The organism is Duganella sp. Root1480D1, from assembly GCF_001427305.1.
Lineage (GTDB): Bacteria > Pseudomonadota > Gammaproteobacteria > Burkholderiales > Burkholderiaceae_D > Rugamonas.
Genome location: NZ_LMFZ01000012.1, coordinates 1 through 22,139 on the forward strand (window position 1 = coordinate 1; position 22,139 = coordinate 22,139).

Sequence of the window (22,139 nt, forward strand, 5' to 3'; positions counted from 1 at the left end):
GCTTGCGCGCTACCGCTGGACTCTCGTTTTCATCGAAACTGTCGAAATCCCTAGCCACACTGATCCGGTCTTCGCTCCTGCATCCGAAACCATCATGCTGTTCGCATTTTGGCGCCACAGTCCCTATTCCGGGACAACATCCCAAGACATATTTTCTATGCGCCTGGGGTGCAGGCCCGGGCTTGTCCAACAAACGGTTCAGATCGTGGCTTCGCACGATCTAACCTTATTCGTTATGTTCGAACAATCTGCGGCTAACGACAGGATGGACTATGAGCGAATCGGTCGTTTCATATATTCATTTCATCGAGTTTCTGGATCTGTTGATGAGTTGAATGTTTTTGCGTCAGATGTAAATGTCCCGCCAGAGCTTGCCGCACGAGCCGCGAATCTGGCTTGTATTTTGAAGAACTGTGGCTCGATCGCCGAAGGTGAGCTTGAATCAACGCTCCGTGAAGCCTCTGAAGTGCAAACAGGGATTCAAGATTGGCGATCGCGCAATGTGGAGCGGTAGCCGGCCAGAAGCGGACCACTTTAAACTCCAATGTTTATGCGTTCAATAATATTTTTCTTTGCAGCTTTTGGTGTATTAAACTCCGTTGCAGACGCTTGCCAGCCTTTACCTGAACAATATTGGAGAAATTCGCCTAATCGTGTGAAGAGCAACTTTGACAATGCTCAGTTTGTTGTTATAGCTACTGTTGTAAGTGTTCGAGAGGTAGAAGAATCCTCTCAGCTTGATCCAGCCTTCAAGATGAATCTAGAACGCGCTAAGTTTCGTGTAGATCGGGCATTCAAAGGAAAGCTTCGACCTGGCGATACTTTTGAGATCGATACCGGCAGAACCACGTGCGGACATGGTGTGCAAGATCAAAATTGGGTTCCACAAAGGAAGAACCCTAGCGATCGAAGTGACTTTCCGAAGCAATGGATAATTTACTATACTTCACATGGTGAAATTACAGATTCTCCCATGCAACCGCCATCATTTGAGATAACAGTTTCGCCGCTTAGTAGGCCCGCTGCAGAAGCGGATTACGACTTAAAGATTCTGGAAAAATTGCGAGCGCGTTAGGCTGTGGTCGGCCAGGAGCGGACGCTGGCATTGAACATTTTGAACTGGAGTATCGTGTTACTTGAAGTTGAAAAAAAAGGCCCCAAGCAAGACCCACTACGGCTCAGGTAGGTGCTGCGATCGCGAAGTTGCGCTCATATGGCCCGTCATCTTTTGCGTCACTCACCGACGAGCAGGGGAATTACATACAGGTGGCCGGTGGAGGGATAACCTGTCTGCCAGAGAGGCGAGCTGTGGCAGGTCCACAGCATTTCCGGGCATATCTAGAAAAGCCAAGCACCATTCATCCAGATGGTACCGTCCTCGCCTTCAGCGGTGGCGAGGTAAAGCTCCGAGCCGACGAGTGGATATCTGCTCCGCTCGTCATTGAAGCGTTTACCGCATTCTTGCAAGGACACGAGCTTCCTCAGACTATCCGGTGGCGAGACATCACGTCCGTACTCGGCTGCCGAAAGACGGCTTGAGGGCGGTAGCTGCCTCCCAACTGGCAGGCGATGTCAGATACTGTCTAGATTAGGAAAGAGCCGGCATGCCGGCTCTTGAGGACGACCTTACTGGCGATTGCCGCGGTCGATCAGTTCGTCCGTGGCATCGTCGATGGCTTCACGCAGGTCGCCACGCTGTTTCTGCAGCTTGCCTTCAACCTGTTTGGCAACGCCCTTCACCTGCTGCTTCGAGCTGCCGACCAGTTCCCCGGTTTCTTCCTGGATCTTGCCGCCGATTTCCTTGGCCTTGCCCTTCACTTGGTCCTTGTTCATGATCCGCTCCTCTTAAAAAAAGTGCGACGAGCAAATCATACGAACAGGCATCGACACCTACTGTACGCAAGCTAACAGAACTAACCTTTACGCCAGACTGAAGCCAGCCATGGCTGCTGTTCGCGCGGTAATCCTGCCGGGCGGTAATAGTGCGTGATAGGCTCGAAGCCAGCTGCGGTTACCACCGTCGACCATGTTTCGAAATCGTAGTAACAACCGTAGCGTGGGCCGTTCCAGCCCTCTTCGTTATGGCCACGAGGATTGGAACTGAACAGCACACCGCGAGGTTTCAACGCTGCATGCAAGCGCGATAAAACATCGGGCAGCACGGCGCTGGGGACGTGGAACAGGGAGGCGTTGGCGAAGATGCCGTCGAACGAGCCTGCCGGCAGGTCCAGCGCGACAAAGTCCTGGTGCAGGACGGTGCAGCCACTCCAGTTTTGGGCCATCTCGACGAAGTGGGCCGAGCCGTCGAGGCCGACCGGCTCATGCCCAAGCGACTTGAAGGTGCGCAGGTCGCGGCCAGGGCCGCAACCCAGATCGAGAATGCGGAACGGTGGCGCTACTTCGATCGCATCGAGCAGCGCCGCGATGTTCTGGCTTACGTCGTGGTCGCGCGTGCCTTCCAGGAAGGCTTGCGCGTTGCGTTCGTAATGTTCCAGCGTCCGGCGGGTGATCTGCTCGATGTCGTCCATTCCCCTACTTTACCAGACGCGCACGCGCTGTTCCGGCGCCAGGTACAGCTTCTGGCCCGGCTTTACGTCGTAGGCCTGGTACCAGGCGTCAAGGTTGCGCACGGTGTAAGTACGCCACTTGGCCGGCGAGTGGCCGTCGGTCATGACCTGGTTGCGCAGCGAAGCGTCACGGGCTTTGTTGGCCCAGCTTGCGGCATAGCCGTTGAAGAAATCGCGGTCTTGCACAGGAGTGGCTTTGCCGCCCAGCGAAACGTGATACGCATCCAGCGCTGCAGCCAGGCCGGCCAGGTCAGCCAGGTTTTCGCTCAGGGTCAGGGTGCCGTTCAACTTCAGGTCAGGGAAGGCTTCATAGGAATCATACTGCGCCACCAGTTTGGCTGCAGCTTGCTTGAAGTGCTCGCCGTCTTCCTTGGTCCACCAGTCGCGCAGGCGGCCCTTGGAATCGAACTGCGCGCCCTGGTCGTCGAAGCTGTGGCTGATCTCGTGGCCGATCACCGCGCCGATCGCGCCGTAGTTCAGCGCATCGCTTGCCTTCATGTCGAAGAATGGCGGCTGCAGGATCGCGGCCGGGAAGTTCAGCGCATTCTGCATCGGCATGTTCACCGCGTTCACCACGTGCGGCGGCATGCACCATTCGGTCGGGTCGACCTTCTTGCCCAGTTTCGCCAGTTGCTGCTTGTAGTGGAATTGCTCGGCGCGCAGGGCGTTGCCCATCGCATCGTCAGGCTTGATTTCCAGGCCATCGTAGGTAGTCCATTTGTCCGGGTAGCCCACGCCCACGTACAGGGTGCGCAGTTTTTCCTGTGCTTCCTTCTTGGTGGCTGGCGCCATCCAGTCCAACGCATCGACGCGCTTGCGGAAGGAGTCGACGATATTGGAGACCATGGTTTGCAGGCGCGCTTTGGCTTCAGCCGGGAAGTAGCGCTCGACGTACATCTTGCCGGCGGCATCCGGTACTGCGTTGTTCACCGCGCTCAGGCCGCGCTTCCAGCGTGGCGACAGTTGCGGCGTGCCGTTCATGGTGCGGCCATAGAATTCAAAGCGCTGGTCGACGAAGGCCTTCGGCAGGAAGCCGCCGAAGTGGTTCACGGTGTGGAAGGCCAGGAAGTCTTTCCAGGCTTGCAGCGGCATCTCGTTCACCAATGCGGCGCTGCCGGTGATGGCGCTCGGGTGGTAGACGATGAACTTGTTCTGCTTGCCCAGGCCTGCAGCGCGGAAGAAGGCGCGCCAGTCCATGCCCGGCGCCTTGGCGGCGAAGTCGCGCATGGTCCAGGTGTTGTTTGCTTTCTGGATGTCGGCGGAGTCTTCGCGGCTGCCGTGGGCCTGCGCCAGTTTGCGCTCCAGTTCATAGACGCGGGCGGCACGGGTTTCCGGCTCGCTGTAGCCGGCCAGCTTCAGCATGGCGGCAATGTGGGCCTGGTAGGCGGTGCGCAGCTGGTGCATGCGCTGGTTGTCGTCCAGGTAGTAGGCGCGGTCCGGCAGGCCCAGGCCGCCCTGCAGGATGTATGGGGTGTAGTGATTCGGGTCAGTCAGGCCTTGCGCGATCCAGATCCCGAACAGGTTCTCGGTATAGAAATTAGTGGAGTTCAGCGGGTCCACGTCGGCACGGATGGAGGCGGCCAGGGCGTGTACCAGCGCGGCCTTGTCCTTGATGGCGTCGATCTTTTCCAGTTCGGGCTTGAGCGACTTCAGGCCATGCGCTTCGATTGCCGCTTCGTCCATGAAGCTGCGGTAGAAGTCCGTCACGCGGCGGGTGTCGCCGGTTGGCGACTTGGCGGCGGTTTCGTCGATCAGCTTGACGATGCGCTCATTGGTCGCGTCGCCCAGGGCTGAGCCGGCACCCCAGCTGCCTTTGTCGGCCGGGATCTGCGTCTTGGCCAGCCATTCGGCGTTCACATGGCCGAAGAAATCGTCGCCCGGCTGCGGGACGGCGTCTTGCGTTTGCGCGGCTGGGGCCGGGGCTGCCTGTTGGGCAATCGCCGGGACCAATCCAAAAGTGGCTCCACAGAAGGCCAGGGTAAGGGCCAGCTTGAGCGGCGTGACGCGGGTGGATGCTTGCATTTTTTGTATCCCTATCTAGTTATAAGTGGCGGAATGAGCCAGGCTGCACTCTAACTGCAACGCAGTCGTGACCTTGCTCAATTGCGACAGACTGCAAATTTCGGGGATCAAATGCAGAAAGCTGGGAATGCTGTGCGGAGCCGTCAACGAATGTTAAAAAACTTGCTGCACTCCCCTCGGGAATCGCTATATAGTTTCACCCACAGCAACGCCGAATTTAGAGGAGATTTTTCATGAAGCTCGAAGCACTGTTCCAGAATCCAACTGCGTTGCCGACCGCCCCGAAGGTTGTTGACGAATTGATCAGCAGCTTCGACAAGGCCAGCGTCTCCACCGAGGAAATTGCCAAGAAACTGTCGGCCGACCCGGTGCTGAGCGCCAAATTGCTGCGCCTGGCCAATTCCGCCTATTACCATGTGTCGCGCTCGATCGGTACCGTGGAAGATGCCATCCTGATGCTGGGCTTCGTCACCGTGCGCACGCTGGTGATCAGCTCCGGCCTGGTGAGCGGCTTCAAGACCGTGCCGGGCATGGACCTGCGCCAGTTCTGGCGCTACAGCCTGCGCACTGCGGTGGGCGCCAAATTCATCGCCAAGGCTTGCAAGCAAAACACCGACCTCGCCTTTACCATCGGCATGATGCATGCGATCGGCCAACTCGTGATCCATGCCGGCATGCCCGAGCAGGCGCTGGCGCTGGACAAGGTGGCCGGTCCGCTGGATGAGCGCCGCCTGGAAGCCGAAACGACGGCATTGGGTTATACCTATGCCGACGTCGGCGCCGAACTGGCCAGCCGCTGGAAATTCCCGCCAACCTTTGCCGAAACCATTGCCGCCATCCCCCACCCGGGCGAAAATGACCTGGCTGCGGTGATCCACCTGGCTGCCTGGCGCGCCCGCATCGACGAGAACAAGCTGTCCCCGGACGAAATCGCTGCCTGCTACCCGACCGCCGTAGCGGAAAACCTGGGACTGGAAGAAAACGCACTGATCGACCAGATGCCATCGCTTGATGAGCTGAGCGCGGGCCTGGACGAACTGATTTCCTGACCGCTTCGCTTGAGATTTGCCGTTGTGACCCTTGGGATGGGGGCGCAACGGCAATTTTTTTGGAAATTTCTCAAATATTTTTCAAAAAGACCCTAAAGTTCCTTCCGAGCCTGACGTTAATCCTGACATGCGGTACTCCGCGCACAGAATTCAAGGCTCAAAATGTCCTCGACCCAAGTCCTCGCTACCTACGAAAAAATTGCCGGTTTGACCAGCCAGATGGTGGGTGCCGCGCAAGCCGGCGACTGGAATTCGCTCGACAGCATGGAAAACCAGTGTGCTGCCGCTTCGGTAGCACTGATGGGCGGCGCGGCTCCCCTGCAGGGCGAAGCCCGCAAGCGCAAGATCGAACTGCTGAAGCAGATCATGGCCAACGACCGCGCCATCCGCGACGTGACCGATCCCTGGCAGAATCGCCTGAACGGCTGATTACAGCGAACTCAAAGAAAGCGCCTCCGGGCGCTTTTTTATTTCCTGAAAAATGGGGTACGTCCCCATTTTTCAGGAAACAAAAAGGCGCCCGCTTGGGGCGCCTTGGAATTCGGAGGGGCGAGCACCAGGTATCTCCTGGTGTCGCCTCAGCGCCGGTTGCACCCGGCGTTCATATCGCCTCAGTCGGCTATGAACTGCTTCCAGACGGGGTCGTTTCATCAACGTCGCTCTGCGGTTCGCGTCACACTATCGGTGGTGACTGCGGCAGAACCCGGTCCGTGTGAACCCAGTATAACGCAGGTAAAAAATTCCTGTCCAGAGGTGAAATGCAATGCTAGTTACTACTGTGCAGCAACCTCCACAGCGTCTTCCAGTGTCGGTACGTCGTCTTCGGCATTGCCCTTTTTCCGGAAGGACTGCCAGATCTTCAGCGGGCCTTTCGCCTGGCGCCTGCGCAGGAAGTAGATCAGGCCGCCAAGCGCTGCCAAACCGGCCAGCACTCCACCGACAATCATCATCAGCCTGCTGCGCGGATTGGCCGCCAGGTCCGCCGCTACGCCGGGCTTGACCGGGGTGGCGCCGGGTTTTGCTGGCGCTGTGCCCGCCTTGGCCGCGGCAGCAACCGGCTTGGCTGAGGCCGAGACCGCTTCTGGTTTTGCTGCGCTCGATGGCGTGGATGCGGCCCCAGACGCTGCCGCGGGCGCAACGATCGCAGTCTGAAGGCGTTGCATCTTTCCTTCGATATCGGTCAGCTTGCTTGTCAAGGCTTCGCACTGCCGGATTTGGGCTTCCACCTCCTTCTCAGGGGCGCATGACCGGGCGGGCACTGAAGCAGCCGCAGCCGCGGCAACGACAGGCTTTGCCGTCGACTTGCGCGGCGGAGGAATCACTGCAGGTTCCCGGGCAGGCTCGACCTTCGGCGCGGGAGCTGGCGCTGGTGGCGGAACAGGATGTGCGCTCTGCTCCTGGGCTTTTGCCAAGGCGACTTGCTGGCGGTGCGCAAAGGCACGCTGGGCAGCCTCGTTGAGGCCAGCCTCGCCGTTATCCTGTGCTGCCGGGCTCGCAGCGACTGGAATGGCTGCACTGGGCTTCGTGGCCGGGGCAGCCAGGGGCAAGGGCTCCGCCGCTGGCATGATTACCGTATTCGCCGCCCGCTGGCCTGGAGGCTCGGGCGTCATCCAGAGCGAAGCAGCACGGATGATCTGCCGCCCTCCACTATTCAACTCGATGAACAGGTGCAAAGCCTCCGCGTTCACAGGCTGAAGCGTGGTCAGGTGCAGGAAGCGTTTGTTGTCGCGCCGGGCAATAGCGATGTACAGACCGCTCAGTGCAGGCGGCATAGCCACGTTGGCCCCCTTGAAGACATCGGGATTGGCAAGCCTGGCCTGGATGTCGGCCAGGTCGGCTGCCGTCAAGTCGACCAGTTCAATATCCGCCGAAAGTTGCTGCCCAATGTGGGAATTGACCTTGATCTCGCCCAGTTCGGCCGCCCGCAACGAACCGCACAGAGCGATGACGAGCATCGGCAATGCAAGGGCGCGAATGGTCAATCGTTTGCTTAGCATGGAGGACAGGCCTATTTCTTCAATGTATTCATTAACGGCAGAATATCCGGATTTTGTAGGCCTCGGCAGAGTGAGCGGCATTGGCGTTAGAATCCAGACATCACTTTCCAACCCGGGAGCCTTACATGAACAGCAGAACCGAGCGCGACAGCTTCGGCCCGATTGAAGTTCCAGCCAGCCAGTTGTGGGGCGCCCAGACCCAGCGCTCGCTCGAGCACTTCCGCATCTCCAGCGAACGCATGCCGGCCGAACTGATCGCCGCGCTCGCTAGCGTGAAGCGCGCCGCCGCCAAGGTCAACGTGGATCTCGGCGTGCTCGATAGCGCCAACGCCAATGCCATCATGCAGGCGGCCGATGAAGTCCTGGATGGCAAACATGCGGGCGAATTCCCACTGGCCGTGTGGCAGACCGGCTCGGGCACCCAGTCCAATATGAATATGAACGAGGTGCTGGCCAATCGCGGTTCCGAACTGCTGGGCGGCGAGCGCGGCGAGGGCCGCAAGCTGCACCCGAACGATGACGTCAACAAGGGCCAGTCGTCGAACGACATCTTCCCGACCGCCATGCATGTGGCGGCCGCGCAGGCCGTGGCAACCAACGTCCTGCCGGCCCTGCGCCAACTGCGCGCGACACTGCAGGCGAAGGCGCACGCGTTCGAGGGCATCGTGAAGATCGGCCGCACGCACCTGCAGGACGCCACGCCGCTGACCCTGGGCCAGGAGTTTTCGGGCTACGTTGCCCAGTTGGACTACGCTGAAAAAGCAATCGAAGCCACCCTGCCCGCCGTACTGGAACTGGCTGCCGGCGGCACCGCGGTCGGCACCGGCCTGAACTCTCATCCCGAGTATGCGACGCGCATCGCCGCTGAATTGGCGAAGCGATTGAAGCTCCCCTTCCGCACTGCCGACAACAAATTCGCGGCGCTGGCCGGGCACGATGCCCTGGTAGCCGCGCACGGCGCACTGAAGACGCTGGCCACCGCACTGATGAAGCTGGCCAACGATGTGCGCTGGATGGCGTCCGGCCCGCGCTCCGGCCTGGGCGAGATCAGCATTCCCGAGAATGAGCCGGGCAGCTCGATCATGCCTGGCAAGGTCAATCCGACCCAGAGCGAAGCGCTGACCATGCTGTGCTGCCAGGTATTCGGCAACGACGTCGCAATCACCGTTGGCGCCTCGTCGGGCAATTTCGAGCTGAACGTCTTCAAGCCGCTGATCGCCCACAACTTCCTGCAAAGTGCCCGCCTGCTGGCCGACGGCATGCGCAGCTTCGACGAACATTGCGCCCATGGCATCGAGCCCAACCTGGACCGTATCGAAGAGCTGATGGAGCGCTCGCTGATGCTGGTGACCGCGCTGGCTCCCCATATCGGTTATGATCGCGCCGCGCAAATTGCGAAGAAGGCCCAGCATGAGGGCAGCACCTTGAAAGAGGCGGCCTTAGCCCTTGGTTTTGTGAACGAAAGCCAGTTCAATGAGTGGATTGTTCCGCTGGAGATGACCAAGCCCGGCGGCAAGGGTTAATGCCTGGTGGGAATACAACACCCCCGCGCCAACCCAACAGAAAGAGGATTAAAATGCAGAAAGTAGATTTCGAATTGACAGGCGAGTACATCGAGCTGAACCAGCTCCTGAAGGTGGTTGGCCTGTGCGACAGCGGCGGTGCCGGCAAGCAGATCGTAGCGAGCGGCGATGTCAAGGTCGACGGCAAACAGGAGTTGCGCAAGACGGCGAAGATCCGGGCGGGCCAGAAGGTTCGCCTGGGCGACGTGCAGATCGAGGTTCATGCCGAGGGCAGTGCGGCCTGATTGATCCGCGCGGAGGGTTAGCTCCATGGATGGTCCCTACGAGAAGCAAGCGCAGTCCCAGGAACAACTGATCGGTGACCTGCGGCAGGTCATCGAGAACGCCGAGGAGCTGCTCAAGAACACCGATCATTACACCAGCGTGCTGTATCAATCGGCACGCGCCAAGCTTGCGCAGGCCCTATTGGCAGCGAACGAGGAGCTGGAACGGTGCGAGGATGCGCAACTCTTGCGCATGATCGAAGCCACCCATCGCGCGAATTTGCTGCACCTGGACTTGTCCGGCGAGGATAAGCTAATGCGGGCGTTTAACTAGGATTTGCTGTTGCAGCCATTGCTGGAGGCTGGCGGCGACGTTGAAATTTTTATCCAGCGCAAAGGCGGCGTCCAGCGCGTCGCCGAATGTTTTCCCTTCCTTGAGTGCCTGTAGCGCAGCATATTCCGGTGCGTGCAACGGCGTGACCTGGGCTGTCCATTCCGGGCGGCTGAGCAGCGCGCGGCTTGGCGCATCCATCTTTTGCGGGAATTCCTTGCCCTGGTGGGCCAGCCAGAGAGGCACGATGGCCCACTCCGATTCGAATAGCTGGGCGCTTGGCTGCCAGGTGAAACTTTGTTCCTCCACTGTTTGCGGATTGATGTCGCTGGTGTGCAGCGCCAGCTCGTGCCGCGCATAGTGGATGCGGTGCAGTTGCCATTCCAGGCGGGCCATGTCGGGCAGGTAGGGCAAATCTCTTACGTGCTCGAAACCGCGCAGGAAGGATTCGAACTGGGCGCCGAAGCGGTTCAGGTCCCCGCTGTCCGATGGATGGGCGCAGCCGTATTCGCGGGCCAGGCCAGTGAAGAATTCTTCGCCGACCAGTTGTGCTATGACTGGATAGGCGGCAGCCAAGGCCTTGCTCCAGGTCGACGTAAGGTTGCCGCGGTATCGGCCGAAACGCTCAGCGTGCCTGAGCTGGAGGCCTTTTTCGGCGCCTGGCGCGAACAAGGCATCCGAAAATGCCTGCTGCTGCTCGGCTAAAGCGTCGTCGCTGCCTCGCTCGGAATGTCGCGCAAGAGCCGGGGCGCCGGAGTGGCTGCAGGCAGGCGGGAACCGGGTGGCGATGGCGGCAGCTTTGTCGGCTTCGCCAAGCAGCACTTCCAGCGCAGGGATGTCGGTGTCCCATTCGATCAGCGTGGGGACGGCGCCGAACCGGGCTAACGCCGCCTCGTACAGGCGCCAGACAGGATCGGCGACTACTGCACCGTGGTGGTCAACCACGCCATCGGGAGTGACGAGGTGCCCGGCGAGGTGGATTTCACCGACTGTGCCGCGGACGATTGCTGCCAGCGCTGCCATCGCGTCTTCTTCGTGGTTGCATTGATTGACATACAGGTTATTCACGTCCAGCAGCAGACCGCAGCCGGTACGGCGCGCGAGGACGGCCAGGAATTCGGCTTCACTCATTGCGTCGTCGGCAAAGCGCACGAAGCTGGAGACGTTTTCGAGCAGGATGGTGCGGCCAAGCGTGTCCTGCATGCGCCCTACCCGCTCTTCCAGCAAGTCAAGCGCGGCGTGATTCAGCGCCAGCGGCAGCAGGTCGTTCAGGTGGCGGTCGAAGACTGCGCCCCAGCACAGGTGCTCGGAGACGAGCGCGGGCTGGATGCGTTGTGCGAGGCTGGCGACGCGTTCGAGGTGGCCGGTGCTGAAGCCTCGCGCAGAGCCGAGGCCAAGGCCTACGCCGTGCAGGCTGATTGCATAGTCGCGCCTCAGTTCCTGCAATACGTAAAAATCGCCGCCGGCCTGGTCGAGGTAATTTTCAGTGTGGACTTCGAGCCAGGCGGCGCGCGGCCGCTGTTCGAGGAATTGGCGGTAATGTGGTGCCCGCAATCCAACGCCGGCTCCTCGAGCCGCGGTGTGTGACGCCATCGATTATTTGGCTGGCGCGGAGGTCTTGCCGCCGGCTTTCTCGCAAGTGCCTTTGGCGACGAATTTCCACTCGCCCGCCATATTGTCGGTCTTGGCCTGGCTGGAGCAGCCGTGCGTGCCGGTGGCGCAGTCGTTCTGGCCAGCCTTGGCAATGCCGTAGCACTTTTCTTGTTCCGCTGGCTTGTCCTGGGCGGCGGCAGCAACGGTGCTGGCGGTGGCGTAGACGGTTGCCAGCGCGGCGGCGATCAGGGCTTGACGGTTTTTCATGCGGGGTCTCCTCAGTCGATTTGCAGGTCTGCGATTAGACCATAAAAATTGCCTGATAGTTCCCGCCAGCCTCCAGCTATGCAGGAATTTTTGCAAGTAGCTCGTCGTAACGTTGGAGGTGATTATCGGGATAAAAATCGCTCGCTTGTATGCCAAAGCCAGGACGCCATTTGGCCCAGCCAATTTCGCCAAAATGATCGACTGGCCATTCACCCAAATAGGTATGCTCTTGGAATTGGGCGGATGAACTGAGGACAACGCCATCGTTTGCACCACGCAGCCCGCCTATTCGGGAGGCAAGTTTCAATAGGATCAGTTGGGAATTCGCTGGAGCGACGCCTGCGATATTCATGTAATGCACACCTTTGACGTCAGGCGTTTTCGCATTGAATGCTTGCGCTTTTGCGGTTGTCAGGTCTGCTATTGCACCGAATTGTTTGAGAAGAACTGGCGGCAACAGGTCATCGAAGTTGCGAGTAGCCGAATGAACGATATCCGCAACTGCGGAACCATGGTGCGGCGTTCCGATTGTAGTGAGCGATTTAACACGCGCGGCGATCTTCGGGTAGTTATGCAGGACGTAGCGCGCGTCCAGACCACCCATGCTATGGGCGATGATATCGATCCGGTCCTGGGGCAGAGTGCTCAAATACTGCGCCAACTTCTCGCCACGATCTTCAATGGATTGAAGCGGCGGAATCGTTGGCGCCTCAACTGTATGTCCGGCTTTTCTCAGGTGGGCGGCCACCCCATTGAAATAGTCGATGGCAGGTTTAACTGGCCACGGCAAGTCAGGGAATAGTTCAGCACCAACACCAAGAATTCCGTGCACCAGAACGATGGTAGCCATAGCCAGTCCTTTTACAGGTCTTCGAATTGAACAGGGCCCTCCGCCGGACCTCACATCAAGTTTCGCACCTAGATTCTAAGGAATTAACGCAGAAAGAGAGTCGCAAATTTCCACCACTTGCGAAATAACAACGCCCAAGAAAAAACCGCCAGCACCGTTGCCCGGTGCGGCGGTTATCTCCTGACTTCGAAATGCCTGGACAGCGCGGTGTCAGGCGGTGGTGTTGATGTTCTGGCCGAGGTGGGATGGCAGGTTGGCGGCGGCTGGCGCTGGCGGGATCGCTTCAATCAGTGCCTGGGCGCTGGAGGCTTGCACGTCTTGTGCTTTTTTCAGGACGGCGTAACCAATCTCGGTACGATTGCTCGTATCGGCCATTGTCGTTGCCAGTTTTGCAATGCTCACTGCATCCATTTTTGATCCTCCCACGCGTATCTAACTTGATTTACGGATGGGATTTGGCGAACTTTAGGCTTGGCGCGGGATTTTTTTCATCAGCCAGGCCAATACGGTGTCGGGGCGGTTGAGGTCAAGCCATTGCAGGCGGGGCGGCAGGCCGTCCGGGGCCGGCTGGTCGGAGGCGACGGCGACGACGGTGTGGTCGTCCAGGTAACGCGGCGGCTGGCCCGCGATGCCGCGGTAGACTTCAAGCTTGTCGATTTGCCATGCATGGAAGCCCTCGACCAGGGTCAGGTCGGCGGGTTGCAGGCGGGCCAACTGTTCGTCGGCGCCCGGTTCTTCGGCACCGCGCAATTCGTGGATGATGGCGAAACGGTAAGGCGAGGCGATCATCACTTCTGCAGCGCCAGCGTGGCGGAACCGGGCGCTGTCTTTCCTTGGCGGCTCGAGTTCGAAGTCGTGGTGGCTATGCTTGATGACGTTGACTTTCCAGCCACGGGCGGCCAGCTCGGTGACCAGGTATTCGATCAGGGTGGTTTTGCCGCTGCCCGAGGGGCCGGTGACGCCGATGACGTTCTGCTTACCGGTCATAGCGGCACCCGGTAGCGGTAGCCGCGGAAGCTGAAGACTGCTTGCTTGGGTTGGAGCTTGTCCAGGATCAGGCCAGGGGCGACTTCTTCGCCTTCCCTGCGCAGGACTTTGTCGATCAGCAGCAGGCGATCGGCGGGGTTCTTCGAGTACATGTAGCCACCAAGGGTGATCTGGGGGATGGCGCGCTGGATTGGCTCGGGGAGCTCGCGCAGGGCTTGCACTTGTTCTTCCACTGGCGCTGGCGCAGGAGCCGGGGCCGGGGCTGGAGTAGCCTGCGCTGCGTCTGCCCCTCGCGCTGCGGTTCCGGCTTGTTTTGGGGCGTGAGCGTCAGCGGCGCGCGGGCTGACTACCTGCTGGGCGGCTTGCTGTGGGACCGGTTGGCCAATCGCGGCATGCCCGGCGAGCGAAGCGCTGGAGGCAGCTGCGGCGCCCGGAGCCACAGGGCGCGCGACGGCCACGGGGGTTGCCGGGGCCTGGGTGACGACAGGGGCGGCTGCCGGCGGGACGCCAGCTTGGGCGGGAGCCGCTTGGGCGGTCGGGGCCTGGACGGCAATGGCGGGCACGGCGCCGCTTGGAGGCTGGCTGGCGGCCGGCTGCTGGCGCACCAGCATGGTCGCAAGGCCGGCGATGGCGGCGGCCATCAGGGCCATCGCCACGATCACCGGCGTGCGCTTGCTGCGCGCGCCCTGCCCTGCCGGCACGCTGGCCAGGCTGGGTGCGTGGATGGTCGGGGTGCTGCCGATCTGGCGTTCGGCCTGCGCTTTTTTCAGTGCTTCGAGAATATAGGACATATTATTTACCCGCCTCGGCCAACAGGTGCGGCTCGGTCTCCCTGCCCGGCTGCGACAGGCGGATGAAAGTTCGCGGCCCCGCCACGCCGTCGGCCTTCAAGCCTTCGGCAATCTGGAACTCGCGCAAGTATCGCAAAGTTTCGCCAGCTAGTGGCTGGTTGTCTCGCGGTTTCTTGACCCCGTTCATTTGTGCCAGGCGGCGTGCCAGCCAGTCCACGTCCGGGCCTTTATCGCCTTCGCGGACTTCTTCGCGCCAGGAGCGCGGTGCACGCCAGAAAGTGGTGAAAGTGCCGTCAAAGCGGTCGTCCAACGCATCCAATGCCACAGTCTCGCTGCCGCGCGCACCTACCAGGGTAGCGTTCTTGCCGTCGAGCGCCGTCAGCAGGACATTGCGTGGCAGGGATTGGCCGTCGCGCAGTTTGATGATGACGGGCCGGTCAAGGTTGCGGATTTCTTCCAGGCCGCCTTTGGTCTGCATGCAGTGCAGGTTGCGCTTGAGGGCTTCGGCACAGCCCTCGCCTTCGGACAAAGCGACATCCCACTTCGACGCCAGTTGGCTCAAGGCGGCGTCCATGGTCAACCAGCTCGGTGCGGGGGCTTGCGGTGCGGCAGGCGAGTCCGGCGAAGAGTCGGCGCCGTGCGGCGCCGAAGCTGCCGCCTGCGCTGCGTGGGGTGCAGCGGCACTCGCCGGCGCTGCACGGCCAGCTTGCGGCGCGGCTGCGGCCACGGAAGCCGACGGCGCCCGTGCCGATGGCATCATCTGCCAGGCTGCGGCGGCAGTAAGCGCCGCCCCGGCCAATACGCCGGCTGCGGCCACGCGCCATGCACGCGCCTTGACCGGGGCAGCCTCGCCGGCAAACACTTCTTCCGCCGCGCGGCGCAGGATGAGCGCATTGACCTGCGCACGATTTTCAACATAAGCGCCGAGCAGTGCGCGGTCGCACAACAGGTTGATCCGGCGCGGCACGCCCTTGCTCAATTGGTGGATACGGCGTAGCAGCCCGCGCGGGAACAGCTCCACCGCACCAGCGCCAGCCACCGCCAGGCGGTGCTGGATATAGCTGCCCACTTCCGTCTCGGACAAAGGCCCCAGGTGGTAGCGCGCAATCACGCGCTGCGCCAGTTGTTCGAGTTCCGGCCGCGCCAGCATCTGCCGCAGTTCCGGCTGGCCGATCAGGATAATCTGCAGCAGCTTGCGCTCGCTGGTTTCCAGGTTGGTCAGGAGGCGCAGCTGCTCCAGCACGTCGGCCGACAGGTTTTGCGCCTCGTCGATGACCAGCACATTATTCAGGCCGGCAGCGTGCGACTCCAGCAGGTAGCTGTTGACCGCGTCCACATAGGCCTTGACGCTCGCCCCTTCCGGCGCCACGCCGAATTCATCGCACACCGACTGCAGCAGTTCTTCCACCGTCAGCTTGGGATTGAAAATATAGGCCAGCCGGCAATCGGCCGGGATCTGCTCCATGAAGCAGCGGCACACGGTGGTCTTGCCGGCGCCGATTTCGCCGGTCAGCAGCACGAAGCCGCCGCCGCTGCCCACGCCGTACAGGAGGTGCGCCAGCGCCTCGCGGTGCCGTTCGCTCATGAACAGGTAGCGCGGGTCGGGGGCGATCGAAAACGGTTGCTGTTTGAGGTTGAAGTATTGCGTGTACATGGTCGGCGCTTAGCGCAGCGCGGGCGGCAGTTGCTTGAATTTGGCGCAGTATATCTTGGAGCGCGTGTTGAAATAGACGATGCGGCTGCCTGGCTTGGATTCCCGGACCGGATAGCGCGAAGTGTCGATTTTCGCATAGGCCTGGCCGTCCTGGCGAAGGATGGCCTTTTCCAGCTCCTCCGGCGTGGTATCGGTCACCGCGCCGACAAAGCTGTACGGGTAGCTTTCGTCGCTGATGATCACCTCCAGCACGGGAAAGCCCCACAGGATCGCGTCATCGGTGCGGAACCAGTAAGCCCCGCCCTCGCGCTTGTAAGGGCGCCCGAAGTACTGGCTGAGGTAGTCGAAATAATAATTATTGGAGGTCTGGTCGCGGCACAGCAAGCCATTGCCGAGCACATCGCCGAAATGGGAAGGTGGCGCTGCCGGCGCCGCGCAACTGGTGGCCAGCAGGCCCGCCGCCGTAAGGAAGCGCCGCATCATTCAGAGCTTCTGGAACCAGGCGCGGTTCGCACTGATCTTGGCCTTGGCCGAGGGAGGCAATGCTTCATAGCAGCCAGGGTATTGCTTCAGGGAACCCTCGCGGACTTCCTTCTGCAAACCATTGATCAGGAACACGTATACCGTTCCACCCTGGTCGGTCTTCTTGGTTCCTAAGTACTTGATCATATGTGTCTCTCCTGACGAGCATTATGACATTTCAAGGCGAAATCACAACTTTTTGACCGATACCGTGTGCATTTCAGTATCGGAAAAATGCAGTTGGTTCCCCGATTTTGCGCGTCTGTCTTTTTCCGGCCCGGCGGCAGCGCCAATTCGCATATCTTTCCAGCATCACCAATCCTGAACAGTGACAATCAAAATGAATAAGCTGATCACCTACGCCGCCGCTGCTTCCCTGATCGCACTGGGCGTCACGGCCCTGCATGCGAGCCCTCCGGACAGCGAAAAGAAGGCCGATGCCACCCCAACCAGGGAAAATCGCCCGGTGACGGCTTTCTCGCGTATTGAAGTCGACGGCCCCTATAAAGTGCTGATCAATGCCCAAGGCGAGCCGGCAGTGGAAGTCAGCGGCCCGAAACGCCAGGTCGAGCAGCTCGAAACCGTCGTCCAGGGCGACACCCTGCACGTGCGGCCACTGCGCCGCAATCACTGGGTGTTCAACTTCGGCAAGCAGCGCGAGCCTGTGATCGTAAAAATCAGCACCAACGGCCTGAAAGCCCTGAGCAACAGCGGCAGCGGCGACGTGGAGCTGGAGCGCGTGGACAGCAGCGAGCTAAAACTGATCTCCACCGGTCCCGGCGACTTCAGCGCCTCCGGCACGGCCACCGAATTGACCGTCAAGGCCAGCGGCAGCGGCGACATGCACCTGCACCGCATGCGCGCCACCAACGTCAACCTGGTCATGACCGGTCCTGGCGATGTCAGCGCACCGGCCATTACCGGCGACCTGAATGCGGTCTTGTCCGGTTCCGGCGACCTGGAGGCAAGCGATGTGCGCGCCAATAAGGTGAACGCCGCGATGAGCGGTCCCGGTTCGGTCGAATTGCGCGGCAGCAGCCGCGACATCCGCGTCGAAATCTCCGGCTCGGGCGACCTGGACGCCTGCAGCATGCAGGTGGAAAACGTCAGCGCCATGCTGAATGGCCCGGGCGGCGCCTGCCTGAGCGGCCAGATCAAGAAATTCGACGCCGAAGTGCATGGCTCCGGCGACCTGGAAGCGCGCGGACTGCAAACCCAGAATACCCGCGTCAGCCTGAGCGGCCCTGGCGGCATGAACCTGTCCGGCAGCAGCGACACCCTGAGCGCCGACGTCAGCGGCTCGGGCGACCTGGATGCCAAGCAGCTCAAGGTAGCCAAGGCCATTGCCCGCAGCAAGGGCCCCGGCAATATCTTCCTGAGCAAGGTAAGCGACTCGCTCGATGCCGACGTGCGCGGTTCGGGCGACCTGAAAGCCGAACCGGAATGCAAGGACGTCAAGGTCACCATGAGCGGCCCCGGCGGCGTGCAACTGCGCGGCTGGACCGGCACCCTGAACGCGCAAGTAAGCGGTTCGGGCAGCCTGGATGCACGCGACATGTTGGCCAAGCAGGCCGAAGTCAATGTGCGCGGCCCTGGCAACGCCACGGTCAACGTGCAAGGCAAGGTCGAGGCGCAAGGCCAGCAACTGATCTCCGACAAACAGCGTGTGGTGACGGTCGACCGTCGCGGCGCCCACGCCGAATGATTGACGACATCGCTGCTGACGCCTGAGGCGCCGGCAGCGATTAGCTTTTCTCCCTGATGCCCGGCCTTCGTGCCGGGCTTTTTTTCGTCCACATTGCAACTTTGGCACCACAGTCCATACCAAAGTGCATACCATTCACTCCAGTGCAATTCTCCTTAACAATCAATAACTTGGTATTTATAACCGGCGTTTAGCCCCAGACCTAAACAATACCAGTTAAATACCTGTTGACAAGCTGGTGTGCTCCTCATATAGTCGCCACAGTTCTTTTCATCCCTCGAAAAAATGATCGAATTCCTGATAGGCGTCGATGGCGGCGGCAGCGGTACACGGGTGCGTCTGGCGCGTGCCGACGGGCAGTTGCTGGGCGAAGGCCAGGCCGGCCCGTCCGCCCTGCTGCACGGTATTAAGAATGCATGGGCCGCCGTTGAGGAAGCCACGGCGCGTGCGTTCGAGGCTTCCGGCGTGGCGCAACCGGCGCGCGCGCACATCGCGATTGGCCTGGGGCTGGCCGGCGTGCATAACAAACAGTGGGCCGCCAATTTCGTGGCAGCCAATCCTGGCTTTGCCGCCGTGGCGCTGGAAACCGATGCCTTTACCACCGTGTTGGGCGCACATGAAGGGCAGCCGGGCGCCATCATCGCGCTGGGCACCGGCAGCGTGGGCGAAATCCTGCACACCGACGGCTCGCGCCATGAAGTGGGCGGCTGGGGTTTCCCGTCCGGCGACGAAGCCGGCGGCGCGTGGATCGGCATGAAGGCGATCAACCATGTGCAGCAGGTCATTGATGGCCGCGTGGCGGGCAGCGCCTTCTCGCAGGCAGTGGCCGATGCATGCGGCGGCGCCCGCGACCGCATCCAGGTCTGGCTGGCGAATGCCAACCAGACCGCCTTCGCGCAATTGGCCCGCATCGTCCTGCAGTATGCCGAAACCGATACGACCGCGCGCGGCATCCTGTCCGAAGCGGGCCGGCAAGTGGCATTGATCGCCCATGGCCTGGATCCGAGCGGCACCCTGCCGATCGCTTTGTGCGGCGGGCTCGGTGAGCCGCTGCGCGCCTACCTTCCCCCTGCCCTGCAGCAGCGGATCGTTCCACCCAAGGGCGACTCGGCCGCGGGTGGTCTGCGCCTGATCCAACAACATTTGAAGGAGTAGCCCGTGCTATCCCAGTTGAGCGATTTCCGGCCTGACGCCGACAGCGACACCCCTCTGTATATGCAGTTGGCAAACAAGCTGTCCGATGGCATAGCGAGCGGGGACTGGCGCGCCAACGAAGCGCTGCCGTCCGAACGCGTGCTTTCGGAAATACTCAATATCTCGCGGGTGACCGCGCGCAAGGCGATCGACATGCTGTGCGCGCGCGGCATGCTGACGCGCCGCCGCGGTTCCGGGACCTACATCACGCCCAAACTGGAACAGCCGCTGTCGCGCCTGACCAGTTTTTCGGAAGAGCTGCGCCAGCGCGGTTTTACTGCCGGTTCGCAATGGCTGCAGCGCGAGATTGGCGTGGCGGCGCCGCTGGAATTGCTGTCGCTTGGCCTGTCGCCGAACATGCCGGTGGCGCGCCTGAAGCGCCTGCGCACCGCCGACGACGTGGTCATGGCAATCGAGACCTCGACCATCCCCGCCATGTACATGCCCGATCCCGGCACGGTGCACGGCTCGCTGTACGGCTACCTGGAAGCCACCGGCAATGTGCCAATGCGCGCGCTGCAGCACATCCGCGCCATCAACGCCAATGCCGAGCAGGCGCGCCTGGCCAATATCGCCGCCGGCACCGCCATGCTGCACATTACGCGCGTGAGCTACCTGGAGAGCGGCGCAGCGGTAGAACTGACCCACTCCTTCTGCCGGAGTGACTATTATGAATTTGTAGCGGAGTCGCGTCGATGAACGAGGCAATCAAAGGCAATATCCTGACACCGTCCGGCTGGCTGAATGGAACGATTTCCTTCGGCGAACGGATCGAGGACGTGGCAGGCAGCAGCACCGACCCGAAGTCGAACAGCGACGACTATATCCTGCCCGGCTTCATCGACCTGCATGTGCATGGGGGCGCCGGCAAGGACGTGATGGAAGGCGGCGATGCGGTGCACGCGATTGCCGCGATCCACGCGCGCCACGGCACGACTTCGATGCTGGCCACCACCATGACCGCCCCGCCGGAAGATATCGACGTGGCGCTGGCCGCCATCGGCAAGGCTGTGCGCCAGCGCGGCAAAGGTGAGGCGCGCGTGCTGGGCGCTCACCTGGAAGGCCCATATATCAATAGCGGCAAGCTGGGCGCGCAGCCGAACTTTGCGCGCGCCGCCACGATTGAAGAAGTTCATCGCCTGGAGAAGCTGGCGCCGATGCGCGTGATCACCGTGGCGCCGGAGATCTCCGGCCACCTGGAACTGGTGCGCGACCTCGCCAACCACGGTGTGCGTGTGCAGATCGGCCATACCCTTGGCTCTTATGAGGAAGGCGTGGCAGCACTGGACCATGGCGCGACCGGCTTCACCCATTTATTCAATGCGATGAGCGGGCTGCACCACCGCGAGCCCGGCATGGTCGGCGCTGCGCTGGCGCATGCCGAATTTGCTGAACTGATTCCCGACCTCCTGCACGTGCATCCCGGTGCGATCAAGGGCGCGCTGCGCGCCATCCCGCGCCTGTATTGCGTGACCGATTCCACGGCTGCCACCGGCATGCCGGATGGCGAGTACATGCTGGGGCGCCATATCGTCCATAAATGCATGGGCGGCGTGCGCCTGCCCGACGGCACCCTGGCCGGCTCCACGCTGACGCTGGACCAGGCTTTGCGCAACCTGGTCGGCCTGGGCCTTGACCTGGCCGACGCCTCCAAACGAGTTTCCACCCATGCAGCCGACTACCTCGGCCTGCAGGACCGCGGCCGCCTGGCACGCGGCGCGTATGCCGACCTGGTCGTGATGGGCCGGGACCTGAAACTGAAAGCCGTTTATATCGAAGGAGAACGTTGTGACCTCAATGATGCTTAAAGAAGCCCTGTCTGCCGCCGACTGCGTGGAACAGCAGTTGGCGCATGACACCGACCGCTACGCGGAACTGGGCCGCAAACTGAGGAGCACTCCGTTCAACTCCGCGCTGACCGTAGCACGCGGCAGTTCGGACCATGCCTGCAACTACATCGCCTACCTGATCATGTCGCGCCTGGGGCGCGTGGTCGCTTCGCTGCCGATGTCGCTGGTGACCCTGCACAAGTCGCCGCTGATCACCCGAGACACGCTGGTGGTGTCGGTTTCGCAGTCCGGCCAAAGCCCGGACGTGGTGGAACCGATCCGCTATTTCCGCGATGGCGGCGCCACTACCGTTGCGCTGGTCAACGATGCCGATTCTCCACTGGCCCATAGCGCCGAGTGGGCAATGCCGCTGCGTGCCGGTAAAGAGCAAAGCGTGGCCGCCACCAAGAGCTTCATCACTTCCCTGGTAGCCGGCGCGCGCATGGTGGCGCATTGGCAGAACGACCCGGAACTGCTGGAAGCCCTGGCTGCCTTGCCCACTGCATTGCGCGCTGCCTGCGACGTCGATTGGTCGCCGGCGATTGAAGTGCTGGCCCCGGCCCGCAACATCATGGTGGTGGGCCGCGGCATCAGTTTCCCGGTTGCGCTGGAGGCTTCGCTGAAATTCAAGGAAACCTCGGCGCTGCAGGCGGAGGCCTTCTCCGGCGCAGAGATCAAGCACGGCCCGATGGCGCTGATTGAAGAAGGCTATCCGCTGCTGATCTTCGCTACCCGCGGCCCGACCCAGGCAGGCTTGCTGGCGCTGGCCGAAGAAATGCGCGGCCGTGGCGCGCGTGTGCTGCTGGCGGCGCCGGAAGATGTCGCATCACGCGACTTGACCTTGCCTGTTGCGGCAACGCCGGATCTCGATCCGATTGTTGCGATCCAGGCCTTCTACGTGATGGCAGCCAGGCTGTCCGCTGCGCGCGGCCTGGACCCGGATCGTCCGCGCCACCTGAACAAAGTCACCAAGACCCACTGATCCCGCGCGCGGC

The 22,139-nt window shown here is 61.4% G+C and carries 25 protein-coding genes; 12 read left to right on the plus strand and 13 right to left on the minus strand.

Features of this window, described 5'->3' with window-relative positions:
* Both ASD58_RS31635 and ASD58_RS31195 read left to right on the plus strand, forming a co-directional pair.
* Positions 1-514: hypothetical protein (locus ASD58_RS31635; protein ID WP_162253013.1), on the plus strand; the 514-nt coding region annotated here is incomplete at its 5' end.
* Positions 515-544: 30 nt separating this feature from the next.
* Positions 545-1,075 carry a hypothetical protein gene (locus ASD58_RS31195; RefSeq protein WP_156401260.1) on the plus strand — a complete coding sequence of 177 codons (531 nt, stop codon included), beginning with the start codon at positions 545-547 and terminating at the stop codon, positions 1,073-1,075.
* A gap of 551 nt (positions 1,076-1,626) precedes the next feature.
* Here ASD58_RS31195 and ASD58_RS12460 read toward each other — a convergent pair.
* From ASD58_RS12460 to ASD58_RS12470, 3 genes are all read right to left on the minus strand, one after another.
* On the minus strand, positions 1,627-1,833 hold the full coding sequence (locus ASD58_RS12460; protein WP_057261494.1) for a CsbD family protein: 207 nt from the start codon (positions 1,831-1,833) through the stop codon (positions 1,627-1,629).
* 80 nt (positions 1,834-1,913) lie between these two features.
* Positions 1,914-2,528, minus strand: coding sequence for a bifunctional 2-polyprenyl-6-hydroxyphenol methylase/3-demethylubiquinol 3-O-methyltransferase UbiG (locus tag ASD58_RS12465; RefSeq protein ID WP_057261495.1), 615 nt, complete (start codon positions 2,526-2,528; stop codon positions 1,914-1,916).
* Positions 2,529-2,537: 9 nt separating this feature from the next.
* On the minus strand, positions 2,538-4,589 hold the full coding sequence (locus ASD58_RS12470; protein ID WP_057261496.1) for a M13 family metallopeptidase: 2,052 nt from the start codon (positions 4,587-4,589) through the stop codon (positions 2,538-2,540).
* Positions 4,590-4,822: 233 nt separating this feature from the next.
* Here ASD58_RS12470 and ASD58_RS12475 point away from each other — a divergent pair, with 233 nt between their 5' ends.
* Positions 4,823-5,638: an HDOD domain-containing protein gene (locus ASD58_RS12475; protein ID WP_057261497.1), complete on the plus strand. Its 816-nt coding sequence runs from the start codon at positions 4,823-4,825 to the stop codon at positions 5,636-5,638.
* 162 nt (positions 5,639-5,800) lie between these two features.
* Positions 5,801-6,067 carry a flagellar protein FliT gene (locus ASD58_RS12480; protein WP_057261498.1) on the plus strand — a complete coding sequence of 89 codons (267 nt, stop codon included), beginning with the start codon at positions 5,801-5,803 and terminating at the stop codon, positions 6,065-6,067.
* Between the two features lie 344 nt (positions 6,068-6,411).
* Here ASD58_RS12480 and ASD58_RS12485 read toward each other — a convergent pair whose 3' ends face one another.
* Positions 6,412-7,593 carry a FimV family protein gene (locus ASD58_RS12485; protein WP_057261499.1) on the minus strand — a complete coding sequence of 394 codons (1,182 nt, stop codon included), beginning with the start codon at positions 7,591-7,593 and terminating at the stop codon, positions 6,412-6,414.
* A gap of 167 nt (positions 7,594-7,760) precedes the next feature.
* On the opposite strand from ASD58_RS12485, the gene fumC reads away from it, so the two are divergent.
* Genes fumC through ASD58_RS12500 form a run of 3 tightly spaced genes read left to right on the plus strand, consistent with a single transcriptional unit; the run spans position 7,761 to position 9,755 of the window.
* Positions 7,761-9,158 carry a class II fumarate hydratase gene (fumC, locus tag ASD58_RS12490; protein WP_057261500.1) on the plus strand — a complete coding sequence of 466 codons (1,398 nt, stop codon included), beginning with the start codon at positions 7,761-7,763 and terminating at the stop codon, positions 9,156-9,158.
* Positions 9,159-9,211: 53 nt separating this feature from the next.
* The gene (locus ASD58_RS12495; protein WP_055936947.1) at positions 9,212-9,442 is read left to right on the plus strand and encodes an RNA-binding S4 domain-containing protein; all 231 of its coding nucleotides are present in this window, start codon (positions 9,212-9,214) and stop codon (positions 9,440-9,442) included.
* 25 nt (positions 9,443-9,467) lie between these two features.
* Positions 9,468-9,755, plus strand: a complete 288-nt coding sequence (locus tag ASD58_RS12500; RefSeq protein WP_057261501.1) for a DUF883 family protein — start codon at positions 9,468-9,470, stop codon at positions 9,753-9,755.
* Here ASD58_RS12500 and ASD58_RS12505 read toward each other — a convergent pair.
* The 9 genes from ASD58_RS12505 to ASD58_RS12545 all read right to left on the minus strand — a co-directional run bounded on the left by ASD58_RS12505 (position 9,735) and on the right by ASD58_RS12545 (position 16,563).
* Positions 9,735-11,345 (minus strand): DUF692 family multinuclear iron-containing protein, encoded by a 1,611-nt coding sequence (locus tag ASD58_RS12505; RefSeq protein WP_057261502.1) that lies wholly within the window; start codon positions 11,343-11,345, stop codon positions 9,735-9,737. The genes ASD58_RS12500 and ASD58_RS12505 overlap by 21 nt on opposite strands.
* Before the next feature lie 3 nt (positions 11,346-11,348).
* Positions 11,349-11,612, minus strand: coding sequence for a DUF2282 domain-containing protein (locus tag ASD58_RS12510; RefSeq protein ID WP_057261503.1), 264 nt, complete (start codon positions 11,610-11,612; stop codon positions 11,349-11,351).
* 76 nt (positions 11,613-11,688) lie between these two features.
* Complete coding sequence (locus tag ASD58_RS12515) at positions 11,689-12,462, minus strand: alpha/beta fold hydrolase (RefSeq protein WP_057261504.1); 774 nt, start codon at positions 12,460-12,462, stop codon at positions 11,689-11,691.
* A gap of 210 nt (positions 12,463-12,672) precedes the next feature.
* Positions 12,673-12,873, minus strand: a complete 201-nt coding sequence (locus ASD58_RS12520; protein WP_057261505.1) for a YjfB family protein — start codon at positions 12,871-12,873, stop codon at positions 12,673-12,675.
* 54 nt (positions 12,874-12,927) lie between these two features.
* On the minus strand, positions 12,928-13,449 hold the full coding sequence (gene mobB / locus ASD58_RS12525) for a molybdopterin-guanine dinucleotide biosynthesis protein B (RefSeq protein ID WP_057261506.1): 522 nt from the start codon (positions 13,447-13,449) through the stop codon (positions 12,928-12,930).
* Complete coding sequence (locus ASD58_RS12530) at positions 13,446-14,240, minus strand: general secretion pathway protein GspB (protein ID WP_057261507.1); 795 nt, start codon at positions 14,238-14,240, stop codon at positions 13,446-13,448. Before ASD58_RS12530 ends, mobB begins: the two co-directional genes overlap by 4 nt.
* A gap of 1 nt (position 14,241) precedes the next feature.
* On the minus strand, positions 14,242-15,894 hold the full coding sequence (locus ASD58_RS12535) for an AAA family ATPase (protein WP_057261508.1): 1,653 nt from the start codon (positions 15,892-15,894) through the stop codon (positions 14,242-14,244).
* Between the two features lie 9 nt (positions 15,895-15,903).
* The gene (locus tag ASD58_RS12540; protein WP_057261509.1) at positions 15,904-16,377 is read right to left on the minus strand and encodes a hypothetical protein; all 474 of its coding nucleotides are present in this window, start codon (positions 16,375-16,377) and stop codon (positions 15,904-15,906) included.
* Positions 16,378-16,563 carry a hypothetical protein gene (locus tag ASD58_RS12545; RefSeq protein ID WP_057261510.1) on the minus strand — a complete coding sequence of 62 codons (186 nt, stop codon included), beginning with the start codon at positions 16,561-16,563 and terminating at the stop codon, positions 16,378-16,380.
* Positions 16,564-16,756: 193 nt separating this feature from the next.
* Here ASD58_RS12545 and ASD58_RS12550 point away from each other — a divergent pair, with 193 nt between their 5' ends.
* The 5 genes from ASD58_RS12550 to ASD58_RS12570 all read left to right on the plus strand — a co-directional run bounded on the left by ASD58_RS12550 (position 16,757) and on the right by ASD58_RS12570 (position 22,126).
* The gene (locus tag ASD58_RS12550) at positions 16,757-18,121 is read left to right on the plus strand and encodes a GIN domain-containing protein (protein ID WP_057261511.1); all 1,365 of its coding nucleotides are present in this window, start codon (positions 16,757-16,759) and stop codon (positions 18,119-18,121) included.
* Positions 18,122-18,406: 285 nt separating this feature from the next.
* Positions 18,407-19,276, plus strand: coding sequence for a BadF/BadG/BcrA/BcrD ATPase family protein (locus ASD58_RS12555; RefSeq protein ID WP_057261512.1), 870 nt, complete (start codon positions 18,407-18,409; stop codon positions 19,274-19,276).
* A gap of 60 nt (positions 19,277-19,336) precedes the next feature.
* Positions 19,337-20,014 (plus strand): GntR family transcriptional regulator, encoded by a 678-nt coding sequence (locus ASD58_RS12560; protein WP_057262074.1) that lies wholly within the window; start codon positions 19,337-19,339, stop codon positions 20,012-20,014.
* Positions 20,011-21,123, plus strand: coding sequence for an N-acetylglucosamine-6-phosphate deacetylase (gene nagA, locus ASD58_RS12565; RefSeq protein WP_057261513.1), 1,113 nt, complete (start codon positions 20,011-20,013; stop codon positions 21,121-21,123). Before ASD58_RS12560 ends, nagA begins: the two co-directional genes overlap by 4 nt.
* Positions 21,113-22,126, plus strand: coding sequence for an SIS domain-containing protein (locus ASD58_RS12570; protein WP_057261514.1), 1,014 nt, complete (start codon positions 21,113-21,115; stop codon positions 22,124-22,126). Before nagA ends, ASD58_RS12570 begins: the two co-directional genes overlap by 11 nt.
* Positions 22,127-22,139 lie beyond the last annotated feature (13 nt).